At 75.7% G+C, this 14,541-nt stretch carries 12 protein-coding genes; 5 read left to right on the top strand and 7 right to left on the bottom strand.

Annotated elements, in window-relative coordinates; translation table 11 throughout:
* The first annotated feature begins 123 nt into the window (after positions 1-123).
* A complete protein-coding gene (locus LG943_RS01430; protein WP_270070292.1) occupies positions 124-1,836 on the top strand; it encodes a S1C family serine protease in 1,713 nt (570 codons plus the stop codon).
* Positions 1,837-1,870: 34 nt separating this feature from the next.
* Here the strand turns inward: LG943_RS01430 and LG943_RS01425 are convergent, their stop codons facing one another.
* Complete coding sequence (locus LG943_RS01425; protein WP_270070291.1) at positions 1,871-2,341, bottom strand: nucleoside deaminase; 471 nt, start codon at positions 2,339-2,341, stop codon at positions 1,871-1,873.
* 251 nt (positions 2,342-2,592) lie between these two features.
* Positions 2,593-3,732 (bottom strand): Mrp/NBP35 family ATP-binding protein, encoded by a 1,140-nt coding sequence (locus tag LG943_RS01420; protein WP_270070290.1) that lies wholly within the window; start codon positions 3,730-3,732, stop codon positions 2,593-2,595.
* Positions 3,733-4,365: 633 nt separating this feature from the next.
* On the opposite strand from LG943_RS01420, the gene LG943_RS01415 reads away from it, so the two are divergent.
* The 4 genes from LG943_RS01415 (at position 4,366) to LG943_RS01400 (ending at position 8,674) form a co-directional block, all read left to right on the top strand.
* Positions 4,366-5,511 (top strand): CPBP family intramembrane glutamic endopeptidase, encoded by a 1,146-nt coding sequence (locus tag LG943_RS01415; RefSeq protein WP_270070289.1) that lies wholly within the window; start codon positions 4,366-4,368, stop codon positions 5,509-5,511.
* A 168-nt stretch (positions 5,512-5,679) separates the two neighbouring features.
* Positions 5,680-6,336 (top strand): DUF6758 family protein, encoded by a 657-nt coding sequence (locus LG943_RS01410; RefSeq protein ID WP_270070288.1) that lies wholly within the window; start codon positions 5,680-5,682, stop codon positions 6,334-6,336.
* Between the two features lie 177 nt (positions 6,337-6,513).
* Positions 6,514-7,389 (top strand): PHP domain-containing protein, encoded by an 876-nt coding sequence (locus LG943_RS01405; protein ID WP_270070287.1) that lies wholly within the window; start codon positions 6,514-6,516, stop codon positions 7,387-7,389.
* A gap of 193 nt (positions 7,390-7,582) precedes the next feature.
* On the top strand, positions 7,583-8,674 hold the full coding sequence (locus tag LG943_RS01400; RefSeq protein WP_270070286.1) for an MBL fold metallo-hydrolase: 1,092 nt from the start codon (positions 7,583-7,585) through the stop codon (positions 8,672-8,674).
* Between the two features lie 149 nt (positions 8,675-8,823).
* On the opposite strand, the gene LG943_RS01395 is transcribed toward LG943_RS01400, so the two are convergent.
* The 5 genes from LG943_RS01395 to LG943_RS01375 all read right to left on the bottom strand — a co-directional run bounded on the left by LG943_RS01395 (position 8,824) and on the right by LG943_RS01375 (position 14,074).
* Entirely contained in the window at positions 8,824-9,408 is a 585-nt protein-coding gene (locus tag LG943_RS01395) for a hypothetical protein (protein WP_270070285.1), read from the bottom strand.
* Positions 9,409-9,494: 86 nt separating this feature from the next.
* Positions 9,495-10,232 (bottom strand): hypothetical protein, encoded by a 738-nt coding sequence (locus tag LG943_RS01390; RefSeq protein WP_270070284.1) that lies wholly within the window; start codon positions 10,230-10,232, stop codon positions 9,495-9,497.
* A gap of 35 nt (positions 10,233-10,267) precedes the next feature.
* Entirely contained in the window at positions 10,268-11,215 is a 948-nt protein-coding gene (locus LG943_RS01385; protein ID WP_270070283.1) for a hypothetical protein, read from the bottom strand.
* A 172-nt stretch (positions 11,216-11,387) separates the two neighbouring features.
* A complete protein-coding gene (locus LG943_RS01380; protein WP_270070282.1) occupies positions 11,388-12,278 on the bottom strand; it encodes an alpha/beta fold hydrolase in 891 nt (296 codons plus the stop codon).
* A 368-nt stretch (positions 12,279-12,646) separates the two neighbouring features.
* Complete coding sequence (locus LG943_RS01375) at positions 12,647-14,074, bottom strand: DEAD/DEAH box helicase (RefSeq protein WP_270070281.1); 1,428 nt, start codon at positions 14,072-14,074, stop codon at positions 12,647-12,649.
* Positions 14,075-14,541 lie beyond the last annotated feature (467 nt).

Here is a 14,541-nt window from a genome sequence, read left to right as displayed (position 1 = left end):
CTCCCCAACAGGGCATAGGGTGCGCCGGTGGCGTCGGCGGCACGGCCGCCCAAGGCGCCCGATTGACGCACGGCTTACGCGGAACGCTCCAGGCTGGGGCGGAGGCGACAAACGGAGAGCTGGATGACCGACGACACCGGACCCCGTCCCCCCGCCGCCGGTGGGACCCCGGGCTGGGCGCGCCCCAACCCCCCGGCCGACGACACCACCCCCGGGCAGGCCGCCCGCGACCCCGGCGCCCCCTGGGCGCGGGCGGGCGAGCCCTCGGCCCCCGGCACGGGCGGCGCCGGGCCGCCGCGCGGCGAGGGCGGCGACCCCCGGCCGACCGAGCACCCGCCGGCCGACCAGCGGCCCCCTGAGCACCGGCCGGCCGACCCGTGGCCGGCCGATCCCGGCAGCCCGCCGCATCCGGGCGCGCCGATGTCCGAAACCGGCCAACCCAGCCAGCCCGGTCAGTCAAGCCAACCCGCCCAGCCCGGCCAACCCGCCCAGCCAAGCCAGTCCGGTCAACCCGGCCAGACCGGCCAGTGGGCGGCCCCGCCGGCCGCGCACCGGCAGCAGCCCTCGGGCGGGGGCGGCCCGCACGGGCCGGGCGGACCCGGACCGGGCGGGGGGCCGGCCCCCGGCGCTCCCGGCGGCCCCGGCGGTCCGCCGCCCGGCGGCGCCTCCTACTCCGCGCCCTTCGGCGCGCCGCCGCCCCGGCCCCCGCGGCGCGGCGTGCCCGTGTGGGCGGTGCTGCTCATCGTGCTGGTCGTCGGCCTGGGCTCGGCCGGGATCGGCGGCGCCGTGGGCGGCACCCTGGGCGCCCGCGCCGGCGCCTCGGACCGCTCGGAGTCGCCGCGGCTGAACACCGACATCCCCACCGACACCCCCAGCCGCGCCCCCGACACCATCGCCGGCGTGGCCCAGCGGGTCAGCCCCAGCGTGGTGCTGATCCAGGACGGCGGCTCGGGCGGCCTCAGCGGCAACGGCTCGGGATTCGTCATCGAGGGCGACCACGTGGTCACCAACAACCACGTCGCCTCGGCGCTGGCCGGCACCGACATCGAGGTCGTCTACAGCGACGGCCGGGCCAGCGGCGCCCGCATCGTGGGCACCGAGCCCGCCTCCGACCTCGCGGTGCTGGAACTGGAGGACCCCATCGACGTCCAGCCGCTGGAGTTCGGCGACTCCGCCGAGGTGACGGTCGGCGACCAGGTCATCGCCATCGGCGCCCCGCTGGGCCTGGCGGGGACGGTCACCTCCGGCATCATCAGCGCCGTCGACCGGCCGGTGAACCTGGGCGAGGGCGACGGCCCCGGCGCGGCCATCGAGGCGCTCCAGACCGACGCCGCCATCAACCCCGGCAACTCCGGCGGCCCGCTGGTCGACGCCCAGGGCCGCGTCATCGGCGTCAACACCGCCATCGCGACCCTTGGCGGCGGACCCGACGGCGAGCAGGGCGGCAGCATCGGCCTGGGCTTCGCCATCCCGTCCTCGCAGGTCGAGGAGGTCGTCGACGACATCCTCGCCGGGGGCGGAGCGCCGCCGGAGGCCGGGGGAGACCAGCAGGCCGCCATCGGCGCGGTCTTCGACACCACCCACGAGGGCGGCGCGCTCATCGCCGAGGAGAACCCCGACGGAAGCCCGGCCGTGCCGCCCGGCAGCCCCGCCGAGCAGGCCGGACTGGAGCCCGGCGACGTGATCACGGCCATCGAGGGCGAGGAGGTCGCCGACTTCGCCGACCTCCAGCGGATCGTCGGCGAGCACGCGCCCGGCGACCGGGTCGAGGTGGTGTTCGAGCGCGACGGCCGGGAGCAGACCACCGAGATCACCCTCGGCGCGGCCGGCAACTGAGGGCCGCCCGCCCGCGCCCCGCGCGGGCGGCGGGTCAGTCCTCGCCGCCCGCGCCGATGTCCTCCAGCCACAGGTCGCGGTGGTCGCGCACGAACGCCGCCATCATCTCCGCGCACTCGGGGTCGTCCAGCACCACGACCTCCACACCGTGCGCCGCCAGCCACTCGTGCCCGCCGCTGAAGGTGCCGGCCTCGCCGATCACCACCCGCGAGATCCCGAACTGGCGCATGAGCCCGCTGCAATACCAGCAAGGGGAGAGCGTGGTGACCATGGTGGTGCCCCGGTAGGACGGCCGCCGCCCGGCGGCGCGGAAGGCCGCGGTCTCGCCGTGCACCGAGGGGTCGCCGTCCTGCACGCGGCGGTTGCGGCCGCGCCCCAGCACGGTGCCGTCGCGGTCGAGGAGCGCGGCGCCGATGGGGATCCCGCCCTCGTCGCGCCCGGCGCGCGCCTCCTCCACGGCGATCGCCAGCCAGTCGCGGAACGTGCCGGTGCCGGGTGGGGTCATGGGCGGATGCCTCCTGGGACGGGACGCGGGCGGGCGCGGCGGCGCCGGGACCGATCGTAGCGGCGGCCGCCCGCCGCGCCCGCGCCCCCACGCCGCCCTTCGCCGTCCCGCGCCGTTCGCCGTCCGACGCCCCGCGCACGCGGCGGGCCGTGGCCCTCGGGGCGCGGGGTGCGGTCGGGGAAGTGTCCGGCCCCGCGCATGCGGCGGGCCGCCGTCGCGTGCGACGGCGGCCCGCAAAAAGGAGACCGGTTCTAGCGCCGGGCCGGGGTGATGCCGAGCTGCATGCCCGACAGGCCGCGGGGGCGGCCGGCGAGCTGCTCGGCGACCCCGCGCAGCACCTGCGCGGCCTCGGTGTCGGGGTCGGTGAGCACCAGCGGCTCGCCTTCGTCGCCGCCCTCGCGCAGCCGGACGTCCAGCGGGACCTGGCCCAGCAGCGGCACCTGGGCGCCCAGTGCCGTGGTCAGGCCCTCGGCCACGGCCTGGCCGCCGCCCTGGCCGAACAGGTAGGTGCGCTCGGTGCTGCCGGGCGCCACGAAGTAGGACATGTTCTCGATGACGCCCGCGACCCGCTGGTGGGTCTGGGCGGAGATGGCGCCGGCGCGCTCGGCGACCTCGGCCGCCGCCTGCTGCGGGGTGGTGACGACGAGGATCTCGGCGCCGGGCAGCAGTTGGGCCACGGAGATCGCGATGTCGCCGGTGCCGGGCGGCAGGTCCATCAGCAGGATGTCGAGGTCGCCCCAGTAGACGTCGGCGAGGAACTGCTGGAGCGCGCGGTGCAGCATCGGGCCGCGCCACACCACCGGCTGGTTGCCCCGGGTGAACATGCCCACCGAGATGACCTTGATGCCGTGGGCGCTGGGCGGGAGGATCATGTCCTCGACCTTGGTGGGGAGGTCGGAGACCCCGAGCATGCGCGGCACGGAGTGGCCGTAGATGTCGGCGTCGACCACGCCGACCTTGTGCCCGAGGTCGGCCATGGCGGCGGCGAGGTTGACGGTCACCGACGACTTGCCGACCCCGCCCTTGCCCGAGGCCACCGCGAACACCTTGGTCAGGGAGTTGGGCTTGGCGAAGGGGATCTCCTTCTCGGCCTGGCCGCCGCGCAGCTTGGTCTGGAGGGCCTTGCGCTGGTCGTCGCTCATGACGTCGAGTTCGACGGCGACCCGCGAGACGCCCTCGATCTTGGACACGGCGGCGGTGACGTCCTTCTCGATGCGCCCCTTCATCGGGCACCCGGCCACCGTGAGGTAGATGCCGACGTGCACGACGCCGCCTTCGGCGATCTCGACGCTTTTGACCATGTCGAGATCGGTGATGGGGCGGTGGATCTCGGGGTCCTGGACGGTCGCCAGAGCCGCGTTCACCTGCTCGGTGGTGGGTGTGGAGGACATGTCCCCATGGTAGTCACGGGGATCGCCGCCGGATCCGGCGGCGGCGCCGTGTGGGGCGGGCGAGGCGGCCGGGGCCCGGGACCCGGGGAACCGCCCACCGGACGGGGCCGCCAGGGCGCCGCCTTCGCCCGGATTGTGGTCAACGTCACCTCTATGTGCCCGGGTGTGGAGGTGGACGCGGGGGGTTTGGGCGGGTGAATCGCGGCGGTACGGCCCGGCCGAAAGACCCGGCCGGAGGGTGGGCGCGGCGGCGCGGGAGGGGACCCGGCGGCCGGGGCGGCGGCGCGGCCGGCGGCGCCGCGCGGTCGGCCCTGGGGTGCGAACGGCGGAACGCGCAGGTCACCGAGGTGTAGTCGGGCGATGGCGGTGCGTTCTTAACGCGGCCAATACAACCCCGGAAGGTAATCTCGGCAAACGATGAGAAATACGCCGCCGCCACCTGGTTCGTCCTGGTCGTCTGAACCGCAGGGGCAGAACGCTCCGGGCCGGTCACCTTACCAGCATGAGCAGGTGTGGGCCTGGCCTCCCGGCGGAGGGCAGGCCGCTCCCGCGTGGGCCTGGCCGCCCCCGGCCGCGCCCCAGCGCCGCGGCTCCGGCGCCGCCCGCCCCCCGGCGGGCGCCCGCTACCACCGCATGGCGCGCACCTGGCGCTACCGCTGGTGGGTGCCGCCGCTGGCCGTGGTGGCCGCCGTGCTGCTCGTCGTCCTGGTGCAACTGGTCATGGGCACCGCCGCGGTCGTCCTCGCGGTGGCCACCGGGGTCGAGGGCACCGGTGACTCCATCTTCGGCGCGCCAGTGCCCGACCTGGCGTTCCAGCTCATCGTCATCACCACGATGACCCCGATCGTGGTGTTCGTGGCCTGGCTCGTCCAGCGCCGCCCCGTGGGCACCCTGTTCTCCGTCACCGGGCGGCTGCGGGTGCGCTGGCTGCTGTGCTGCACGCTGCTGGCCGTCCCGGCGATGGCGGTCGCGCTGGGCGTGCTGTACGGGCTCACCCTGGCCACCTCCCCCGGCACCCCGTTCATCGCGCCCTACGCCGGCGGCCCCGACTTCGCGCTGACCCTGGTGCTGCTGGGGCTGCTCGTGCCCTTCCAGGCGTCGGCCGAGGAGATCGCACTGCGCGGGTTCCTCATGCAGGCCGTGGGCTCGATCGGGGCCGGCCCCGAGGAGCGCCGGGGGGCCAGTGTGGTCTCGCGATTCCTGCGCACGCCGCTGCCGGGCATCGTCATCAGCGGCTGCGTGTTCACCCTGCTGCACGACTACTTCGGGTGGGGGCTGCTGGACGTCGCCGTCTTCGGCATCGCCATGGCCTGGCTGACCTGGTACACCGGCGGCCTGGAGGCGGCCATCGGGCTGCACGTGGTGCACAATCTGGCCGCGTTCGCGATCAGCGCCTACGAGGGCACCCTCGACCAGGCCGCCACGGGCGGCGGGTCCTGGCAGGGGGTCGTCAGCACCACCGCCGAGGTCACCGTCTACATCGCGGTGGTGGTGTGGCTGGCCCGGCGCATGAAGATCGAGCGCGCCGTGCCAGGCAACGACCACCCCGCCGCGGCCGGCCCCGGCCTGCCGGCGCCGCACGGGCAGTGGCCGCCGGCGCAGCCGGTGCCGCCCGGCCCCGGACTCGGCCCCGAGGTCGCGCCCCAGGTGCCGCCGACGCCGCAGCAGTCGGCACCGCAGCCGGGACCCGGCGACTGGCCGACGGCCGGGCCGCAGTTGCCCGCGCCCGGTGGCACCCAGCACTGGAGCAGCCCCGACGGAGGGGGCACCTACCGCTGAGGCGGTGTCTTCGCCGTGGGGCGGTGCGGTCCGCGGGGGCGGCCGTACCACCCGACGGCGAAGGCGGTCGGCGGTGAAGGCGGGCCTGCGGCGCGGGGGCGGACCGGCGGCGATTCGCGCGCGGCGGCGGGTTTTCCCACAGGCCACACGGGTATCCTCCCCGCAATCATGAAGTCGGACCCGTCCTGCCCCCGCTGCGGACGCGCCGTCCACCCGCCGGGTTTGTGGTCGAGCGCGTGGCAGTGCGACGCGCACGGCCCGGTCGCCCCGCTCAACCCCATGCGCCGGCCGGGGCCGGCGGCGCTGTCCCTGCTGCTCGACTTCGCCCAGGTCCCCGTCTGGCTGCCGTGGCCGCTGCCCGCCGGCTGGGTGGTCACCGGGTTCGCCGACGCCGGCGACGACCGCAGCGGCGGCCTGGCCACCGCCGTGGCGCTGTCGGGCCCGGCACCGCTGGGCGGTGTGGGCGAGATGGCGCTGGTCGCCGAGGACCCCGGGATCGGCCTGGGCGCCCGGCTGGCCGCGCTCGACGGACCCGACCCCGGCGCCGGATTCGGCGCGGGACCGCCCGCCGCCAAGCTCCGCCACGACGGCCACGACATCGCGCTGTGGAAGGTCGAGACCGGCGACAGGGCGGCGGCCTACGCCGGCGAGGCCATGGCCAGTTGGCTGTGGGTGGTGTTCACCCCCGCCGACACCGGTGTGCTGATGGCCGAGTTGGACGCCGTGCGCGACCTCCGCGACCGCCGCGACGGCGGCGCCGAACTGGAGCCCCCTTACGGCGCGCCGTCGCCGTTCCTCGCGGCGGCACTGGGGACCGAGCCCTAGAAGACCGGTCGATGAGGGGGCCGGTGCCCGCCCGCCCGGGCCGCCCGCCGCCGTCGCCGCCTCCCCGCCCCACCCCGGCCGTCCGCTCCGCCGGCCGGTGACCGCACGCCCGTCGGGAGCCGAGCCCGCCCCCTGCTCCCCGTGCCCCGCGTTCACTCGGGCTGCGATCATCGACGGATGCGCATCGACTTGCACTCCCACAGTTCGGTATCCGACGGCACCGAGCGCCCCGCCGATGTCGTCGCCCGCGCGGTCGCCGCCGGGCTGGACGTCCTCGCCCTCACCGACCACGACACCGTCGCCGGGATCGCCGAGGCGGCCGCCGCCGTGCCGGCCGGGTTCACGCTGGTTCCGGGCATGGAGCTGTCCTGCCTGCACGAGGGCGCGGGGGTGCACCTGCTGGCCTACCTGTTCGACCCCGAGCATCCCGAACTCGCCGCCGAGCTGCGCCGGGTGCGCGAGGACCGCACCGTGCGCGCGGTGGCCATGGTGGACCGCCTGCGCGCGGAGGGCATCGACGTCACGTGGGAGCGGGTGCGCGCCATCGCCGGGGTCGCCGACGAGGCGGGCCGCGCGGCCGGCAACGTCGTGGGCCGCCCCCACATCGCCCGGGCGATCGTGGAGGCGGGCGCCGCCTCCGACGTCTCCGACGCCTTCGACCGGTGGATCGGCACCGGCCGCCCCGGGTTCGTCGCCCGCTACGCCATCGACGCGCTGCGGGCCGTGCGGCTGGTGCGCGCCGCCGGCGGGGTGTGCGCGGTGGCGCACCCGGCGCGCGGCGAGCGGAGCGAGGGGGCCGCGCCGGTGGCGCTGATCGAGGAGATGGCCGAGGCCGGACTGGGCGGACTGGAGGCCGACCATCCCTCCCACGACGAGGAGGAGAGCGCCTACTGGCGCGAAGTGGCCAAGCGGCTGGACCTGGCGGTGACCGGGTCCAGCGACGACCACGGCGAGCTGACCGGCCACCGGCTGGGGTGCCGCACGACGGCACCGGAGGAGTACGCTCGGCTGATCGAACCGGCGACCGGGGCCGCTCCCATCACCACCGGGTGAGGGCGCGGCGGGTGCCGGCCGGCGGCGCGGTGGCGGCGCAGGTCAGGGCCGGTCGTCGGGGCTTATCAGCGTCTTAGGGGCGCTCTGGGATCCTCTGGCACGCGTGAGCGGGGTACCCGTGTGCCGCGCGGGGCGGTGACAATGGTCCCGCACTATCGATGAGTTCGGACGCACATATCGAAGGGTCGGGACCGTGTTCTGGAAGCGGAAGGGCAAGAAGAAGGACGGCGACGAGGCCGGTGCGGAGGGCGCGGCGGTGACCACCGACAGCGCTGACACCGACGACGAGCGCGCGGAGCCCACCGCCGAGGACGAGACGGGCGCGGCCGAGGCGGCGGACAACAAGGGCGGCACGGACGGCGCTGCCGCCGGCGCCGAGGACACCGGTGCGGCCGCAGCCACGGCGAAGGCCAAGGCGGACCCCGTTGCCGACGCCGATGCCGACGGTGACGGCGCCACGGCCGCCGACGGTGAGAAGGCCGAGGCCGCCGACGCCAAGGACGACGACGTGGCCGACGACGACGCGGACGCGGCCGACGCGGACGACGACGAGGACTCCGACGACGCCACGGACACCGCGAAGGCCAAGGAGCCCAAGCCGGCCGGCCTGTTCGCCGACGCCGGCACCGGCGAGCCCGGTGTCACCGGTCCCGACGACGAGGGCGTGCGCCGCGTGCGCACCGCCGGCGTGCTGAAGGCCGAGGGCGAGGAGTACGACGTCGTCAGCAACACCTGGATCGTCGACGCCGACGACGAGGGCGTCATCGTCATCGACCCCGCCCACGACGCCAAGGCCATCCTGGACGCCGTCGGCGACCGCGAGGTCTACCTGGTCGCCTGCACCAACGGCTACAACACCCACATCGGCGCGGCGATCGAGGTCGCCGAACGCGACGAGGCCCCCATCGCCCTGCACCGCCGCGAGCTGCGCGCCTGGCGCCGCGAGCACGGCGCCGAGCACCGCCCCGACATGGAGGTCGAGGGCGGCGGCTCGTTCAAGGTCGGCGACCTGGAGGTCGACGTCCTGCCGATCCCCGGCACCGCCAACGGCAGCGTGGCCTACTACATCTCCGAGCGCGGCATCGTCTTCACCGGCGACTCCCTGCGCGCCGGCGAACTGGGCACGGTGGGCGACGGCTACATCGACTACACCCAGCAGTTGCACTCCATCGGCGAGGTCATCCTCTCGCTGCCGCCGGACACCCGGGTGCTGCCCGACAGCGGCCCCGAGACCACCGTCGAGGCGGAGTCGCGCAACTTCGACTCCTGGGTGTCGACCGCCTGAGACCCGTTACGCGCAGCGGTGCGCGGCCGAAGCCGCCCGGCCCGGCCGCGCACCGCCGCCGTGCTGTACTCCAGCACCCCGCGTTGCCCACTGGCACCCCGCGCCGCGCTCCCGTCGCCTGACCGCTCCCGTATCGCGCCCGCGCGCGGTCACGTCCGCCGGCCGGACCGGTCCGCGTGGCGCGCCCGCTCCCGGCCGCGCAGGTGCGACGCCCGCTCCGACTCGCTGCCGGGCCTGATCGGTTCGGCGGCCCGCTTCAGCCGGGTCGGATCGAGCCGGACGTCCCCGCCCAGGCGGAACTCCACGCCGTCGATGATGGCGCGCTGCCGCCCTTCCAGGTCACGGCCCACCTGGTGCAGGATCGAGTACGCGCCCCCGCCCGGCCCCTTGGCCAGGGTCCGTCCGTCGATGGTCGGCCCCTGTGTCCAGCCCACGCCGTAGTGGGCCAGCGGATCGGTGGCGCGGTGCGCCGGAGCGGCCCGCGTCACGCGCGCGTTCTCCTCGGCCAGCCGGTCGTCCAGCCGGTGCAGGGCGGCCAGGACGGGTTCGATCGCCCCCGGGGCCAGGCGGTCGAGGTCGGTTTGGGCGCGCGCCGACAGTTCGAGGTGGGCGAACGCCTCGACCCGGCTCCGCGCGGGCCGCTGGTCGAGGTAGTAGGGCTGATGGGTGGCGAACCGGTCGGGCGCCAGCCAGCGCCGCCGTTCCGTTGCGTCGGGTACGCGCTTGGACTCCACCCGCCCCCTCCTCGTCGTGTCCGCCGGACCGGTGGCCGCTTCGGACCGGCAACGTAGTCGTCCGGCCGCACCGGGTCAACGCCGCGTCAGAGTCGCGGCTTCCGCACGGGCGACTCATTGCGCTCCGCGCGGCGCCCGGCTGCGTGAGGCTCCGGCCGCGGCAGGCGGGGATCGTCGGACTGCCCCGATTTCGGACTGCGGTGCTTGACGAGGCTCACCCGGCCGGCGCGGAGGGCTTCGGCCGCCGTCCGCGCCGGCGACACGGACGTGACCGGGCCCACCGCTGGGGCCGGCCCCTCGGCACGGGCGGGAGCGGGCGGACGGGAGGCGGCGCGGCGCTGCGCGGTCTCGGCGGAAACGTGTGCCCGCGCGGTCTCCTGCGCCGCGGCGAGCCCGATCCGCCACGCCGGCTCCGGGTGCGGCTCCCCCTTCTTCCGCTTCTGCCACGGCTCCCGCATCTCCGCCGCCACGGCGCGCACCTCCGGCGGGTCGACAAGGCGGTCCTTCACCGAGAAGAACTGGTTGACGGCCACAACCCAGCCGTAGAGGGCCGCGAACACGGTCGCGACGAGGGCCCCCACCATACGGAGCCCGGTGTTCAGGGCCGCGGGGATGGCGCCGACGCTTTCGAGCGCGACGATGGGAAAGGAGATCCCGAGGATGCCGCCTCCCACGCCGAGCACGCGCACCCCCCTGCGGGCGTAGCCCCTCCGGGCAAGGCGCCGTGCTATCCGCTGCTTCTCCCCGGAGGGGTAGCGGAACCACGCGTCGGCCAGTTCCTCCTTGAACCGCCGGTAGTCCGGATCGGTCTGTGCCTCAACCATGCGACTTCCCCTCTACGCGTCCTTGCGCTGCCGGTTCAGGAGATCCGCCTGGTGGCGGGGCGCGCGGTGGCCCTGCGGCGAGCGGCCACGGTTTGAGCGGCCGCGCCGGTCTGGGCGGCGGCTCCGGCCGCCTGCGCCGCCGACCGCCGGCGTGCGCCGGAGGGGTGGTCGGCGGTGGGGTGGCGCACGGCGACGCGGTCGACCACGGCGCGCTGGAAGGCGACCAGGTTGGTGCCGATCCGGTGCTCCACCACGACCAGGCCGGGGGCCTTGGCGGTACCGGTGAACTTCTGCTTCAGCGCCTGCGGACTGCTCCATTTCACGTAGTCCGGATGCTGGGCCATCGCGTCGTGGTACCCGCCTCGGCTGAGATCCAGCAGGTGATTCGTCCGGCCGACGCGCTTGTCGAGTTCGACCAGGGCGTTTACGGCGCGGGCGCGCTCCCGGGGCGCCAGCTCCGCCAGGTCCGCCTGAGCACGCGGGGACAGTTCCAGGTTGGCGAACTCCGTGGACCCGTGGCGGTCGGCGTGCGTGGCCAGTTGCTCGGCGGTGAGCCACCGCGCCCGCTCCCGGTGCGGGGGGGCAGTCCGCCGGGGTGCCAGCGCCTTCTCCCACTCGACGTAGTGGACGCCGGCCCACAGCAGACCCCGCTCACTGGCACTCTGCCGGTACCCCAGTTCGACGGTCCCCCATCCGGCCTCACCCGCCCAGACCTCCTCGCTGCGTATCGGCGCGAACCCGTGCCTGGGCACGGCGTGGGGGCCGGGCGGGACGTTCGCGTTGTGCTCGGCGAGTTCGGCGTCCAGCCGCTCCAGCATCGCCAACGTCCGCGTCCGGGCGTTGGGCGGCATCCCGTCGAGGGTCTCCCGTGCTGCCGGGCCGATCTCCACGTTCGCGAAACGGGTGCCCGCGTACTCGGGGGTGAATTCCTCGCGGCCGGTGAAGTAGGGGAACTCGTCATTGGGGCGGGAGTCCATGTCCACGGGTGACCTCGCTGTCACATCGGGTGGTTCGCAGGCGGTGCCGGGCGACGGACGGGGCAGGGTGCGGCGAGGCGATCATAGCCCCGCGCGCGCCCGCGCCCCAGGGGGCGGACGCGCGCGGGCGGCGGGGGAGTCGGCGGGGGAGGGGGCGCGGAGCGCCGCCGGGGGCACCTCAGACCGGCAGGCCCGGCATCTTCTCCGTGCGGTTCCAGAACGCCGTGAGCGCCTGGGCCGTGGTCTCGGGCGCCTCCACGTTGGGCGAGTGGGCCGCGCCGGGCACCACCACGCGCTCGGCGCCCAGGGTTTCGGCCATCGCCGCCTGCGCCTCCGGCGGCCAGGCGTCGTCGTTCTCGCCGTAGAGCACCAGCATGGGCAGCTCGGCCCGGCGGGCGAGGTCGGCGGTGCGGTCGGGCGCGGCCAGCAGCGCCTCGGCCATCCGCACCAGCCCCTCGGGGTGGTTGGCGAGCATGCGCCGGCGCAGGAAGGCGTGGATCTCGGGGTCGACGCCGCTGGCGCGGGTGGGCTCCTCCAGGTGCTGGGTCCAGACCTCCTCCAGCCGGGCGCGCGTGCGTTCGGCGCCCAGCGCGGCCACCAGGCCGCCGGCGTCGCGGGCGCGGGAGCCGCCGATGGCCGAGGGCCCCGAACTCATCAGCGTGTAGGACAGCAGCGGTACGGCGCCCTCGATGACGGTCTCGCGGGTGACCAGCCCGCCGAAGGAGTGGCCGAGCAGGTGCACCGGGCCGTCGTCCAGGGTGAGCGCGACCTCGCCGATGACGCGGCCCAGCCCGGCCGGGGTGTACTGCGCGGGGTCGGGCAGGCCGGGGGACTCGTACTGGCCGGGCATGTCGATGGCGGTCACCGACCGCCCGGCCCGCGCCAGGGTCTCCAGCAGCGCGATGAAGTCCTCTTTGCTCCCGGTGTAGCCCGGCACCAACAGCGCGGGCTGGTGCTCGGCGCCGCCCGAGGCCGGTGTGGCCCGGAGCGCGGCCACCGCGCCCAGCGGGGTCTGGATGTTGAGGGGGCGCACGCAGGCCGGAAGGTCCAGGAACCGAGGAATGCTCACATTAGCGACTATATTCGCCGAGGTCCGCGACGCCAGGGGCGGGCCGCGGCCCGTGGCGGCCACTGCCGATACCGGCCACCGGCGCACCGGGACGCCGCCCGCGCGCGTCCCGCGCGGCCTCGGCCGGTCGCGGACGGCCGCGCGCCGCACCGGTCCCTGTGCCACCGCGCCACCCGGCCCCCGCCGAGGGCGCGGCCACGGCGGCCGCCCGTGGGCGAAAACACGGACGGCCCGCGCGGACGCGGGCCGAGGGTCGGCGGAGGCGACCGCGGCCGGCCCCGGGTGGAGGGCCGTGTGCCGCGTGCCGTGTACGGTGCCGCTCCGCGCTGTCGGCGGCCCAAAGGCCGCCGCCGCGCGGGCGGCGGCTGCTAGTCCTGGCTGCTCTGCGGCAGGTCCACCCCGCCGCGGGTGCGCCGGCGGCGGCGCCGGCGGGAGGAGGAGGCGGCCGGAGCGGAGTCGTCGCCCGCGCCCGCGCCACCCGATTCGGTGGCGGCGGCGGGTTCGGCGGCGGCAGGAGCGCCCTGCTCCCGCCCGCCGGAGCGCCGGCGCCGGTTGCGCGACCGGCCGCCGCGGCCGCCCTGGCCGCGCTGCTCGCGCCGGTCGCCACCGCGATCGCCGCCCCGGTGCGGGCCGGTGTCGCCGATGTCCTCGATCTCCTCGGCCTCAAGGCCGGCGCGCTCGCGCCGCTCGACGGCGAGCCGCCCCTTGGTGCCGGCCGGGATCGACAGCGCCTCGAAGAAGTGCTCGGAGGTGGAGTAGGTCTCGGGCGGGTCGCTGTGCGGCAGGTCCAGCGCGGTGTTGATCAGCTTCCAGCGCGCGATCTCGCGCCAGTCGATGAACGTGACCGCCGTGCCCGAGCGCCCGGCCCGGCCGGTGCGGCCGATGCGGTGGGTGTAAGTCTTCTCGTCCTCGGGGCACTCGTAGTTGACGACGTGGGTGACGTCGTCGACGTCCAGGCCCCGCGCCGCGACGTCGGTGGCGACCAGGACGTCGATCTTGCCGCTGCGGAACGCCCGCAGCGCCCGCTCGCGCTGGCTCTGGCCGAGGTCGCCGTGCACGGCGGCGGCGGCGAACCCGCGGTCCTGGAGTTCGGCGGCGACCTTGTCGCAGGCGCGCTTGGTCTGGCAGAACACCATGCTCAGCCCGCGCCCCTCGGCCTGGAGCAGCCGGGCCAGCATCTCGGGCTTGTCCATCTGGTGGGTGCGGAACACGTGCTGGACGATGTCGTTGACCCGGGTCTGGCCCGGTTCGTCGTCGTCGCCCGCGCGCACGTGGGTGGGCCGGCGCAGGTAGCTGCGCGACAGTTGGACGATCTCGCTGGGCATGGTCGCCGAGAACAGCATGGTCTGCCGCTGCTCGGGGGTCTTGGTGAGGATGCGGGTGATGTCGGGCAGGAAGCCGAGGTCGAGCATCTTGTCGGCCTCGTCAAGCACCACGGCCTGGACGTCGCCCAGGTTCAGGTGCTTCTGCTTCTCCAGGTCGAGCAGGCGCCCGGGGGTGCCCACGACGATGTCGATGCCGTTGCGCAGCCCCTCGATCTGGGGCTCGTAGGCGCGGCCGCCGTAGACGGTCAGGATCCGCGCGCCGGTGCGCTTGCCGGCCGTGGTGAGGTCGGCGGCCACCTGGATGGCGAGTTCGCGGGTGGGCACGACCACCAGCGCGCGCGGGCGCTTGGGGTCGGCGGGGGACGCCTGGACCCGCTGGAGCAGGGGCAGGCCGAAGGCGAAGGTCTTGCCGGTGCCGGTGCGGGCCTGGCCGATGATGTCGGAGCCGGCCAGGGCCAGCGGCAGGGCCATGGTCTGGATCGGGAACGGTTCGACGATGCCCTCGGCTTCGAGGGCGTCGGCGATCTCGGCGCTGACGCCGAGTCCGCGGAAGGTCTGTCGTGCTTGGGTGGTGGTTTCTGCGCTGGTCAGGGCTCATGCCTCCATCTGGGCGGGCCGCGATTGTCGGTGCGTGGCCTGGGTTGGTGCGGCGGACAGGGCCCGGGGCGGGGCCTGCTGCTCGGCGCGCCGCGACCGCCTGCGTGGGCGGTGCGGTGCCGGCGCGGCTCGGGGACCGGTTCGGTGTGGTCCCCGGCGCGGTCCGGTCGGCGCGGTGGGGAGCGCTGGGCTGTCCGCTGTCGTGGCGTGGGCGCCCACGGCCCTACGGGTGACGGTCGGCGCGGCTGGGGCGGGTGGGATGATCATCCGCACGCTCACGCTCCTCGCCTGCCGTGGTACCGGCACGTTCGGGCAGTCGACGTCGACGCTCGCTCGGTCAC

The sequence above is a fragment of the Streptomonospora mangrovi genome, assembly GCF_027604915.1.
GTDB lineage: Bacteria > Actinomycetota > Actinomycetes > Streptosporangiales > Streptosporangiaceae > Streptomonospora > Streptomonospora mangrovi.
Note: the sequence above shows the minus strand (reverse complement) of the source record. Positions and strands in the feature narration are given on the sequence as shown.

What these genes read in the sequence shown, in the direction of transcription:
- LG943_RS01410 (WP_270070288.1), top strand. Translation starts at nt 5,680, where the DNA reads ATGAAGTCGGACCCGTCCTGCCCCCGCTGCGGACGCGCCGTCCACCCG.
- LG943_RS01425 (WP_270070291.1), bottom strand. Translation starts at nt 2,341, where the DNA reads ATGACCCCACCCGGCACCGGCACGTTCCGCGACTGGCTGGCGATCGCC.
- LG943_RS01415 (WP_270070289.1), top strand. Translation starts at nt 4,366, where the DNA reads ATGGCGCGCACCTGGCGCTACCGCTGGTGGGTGCCGCCGCTGGCCGTG.
- LG943_RS01420 (WP_270070290.1), bottom strand. Translation starts at nt 3,732, where the DNA reads ATGTCCTCCACACCCACCACCGAGCAGGTGAACGCGGCTCTGGCGACC.
- LG943_RS01405 (WP_270070287.1), top strand. Translation starts at nt 6,514, where the DNA reads ATGCGCATCGACTTGCACTCCCACAGTTCGGTATCCGACGGCACCGAG.
- LG943_RS01375 (WP_270070281.1), bottom strand. Translation starts at nt 14,074, where the DNA reads ATGGCCCTGCCGCTGGCCCTGGCCGGCTCCGACATCATCGGCCAGGCC.
- LG943_RS01390 (WP_270070284.1), bottom strand. Translation starts at nt 10,232, where the DNA reads ATGGTTGAGGCACAGACCGATCCGGACTACCGGCGGTTCAAGGAGGAA.
- LG943_RS01430 (WP_270070292.1), top strand. Translation starts at nt 124, where the DNA reads ATGACCGACGACACCGGACCCCGTCCCCCCGCCGCCGGTGGGACCCCG.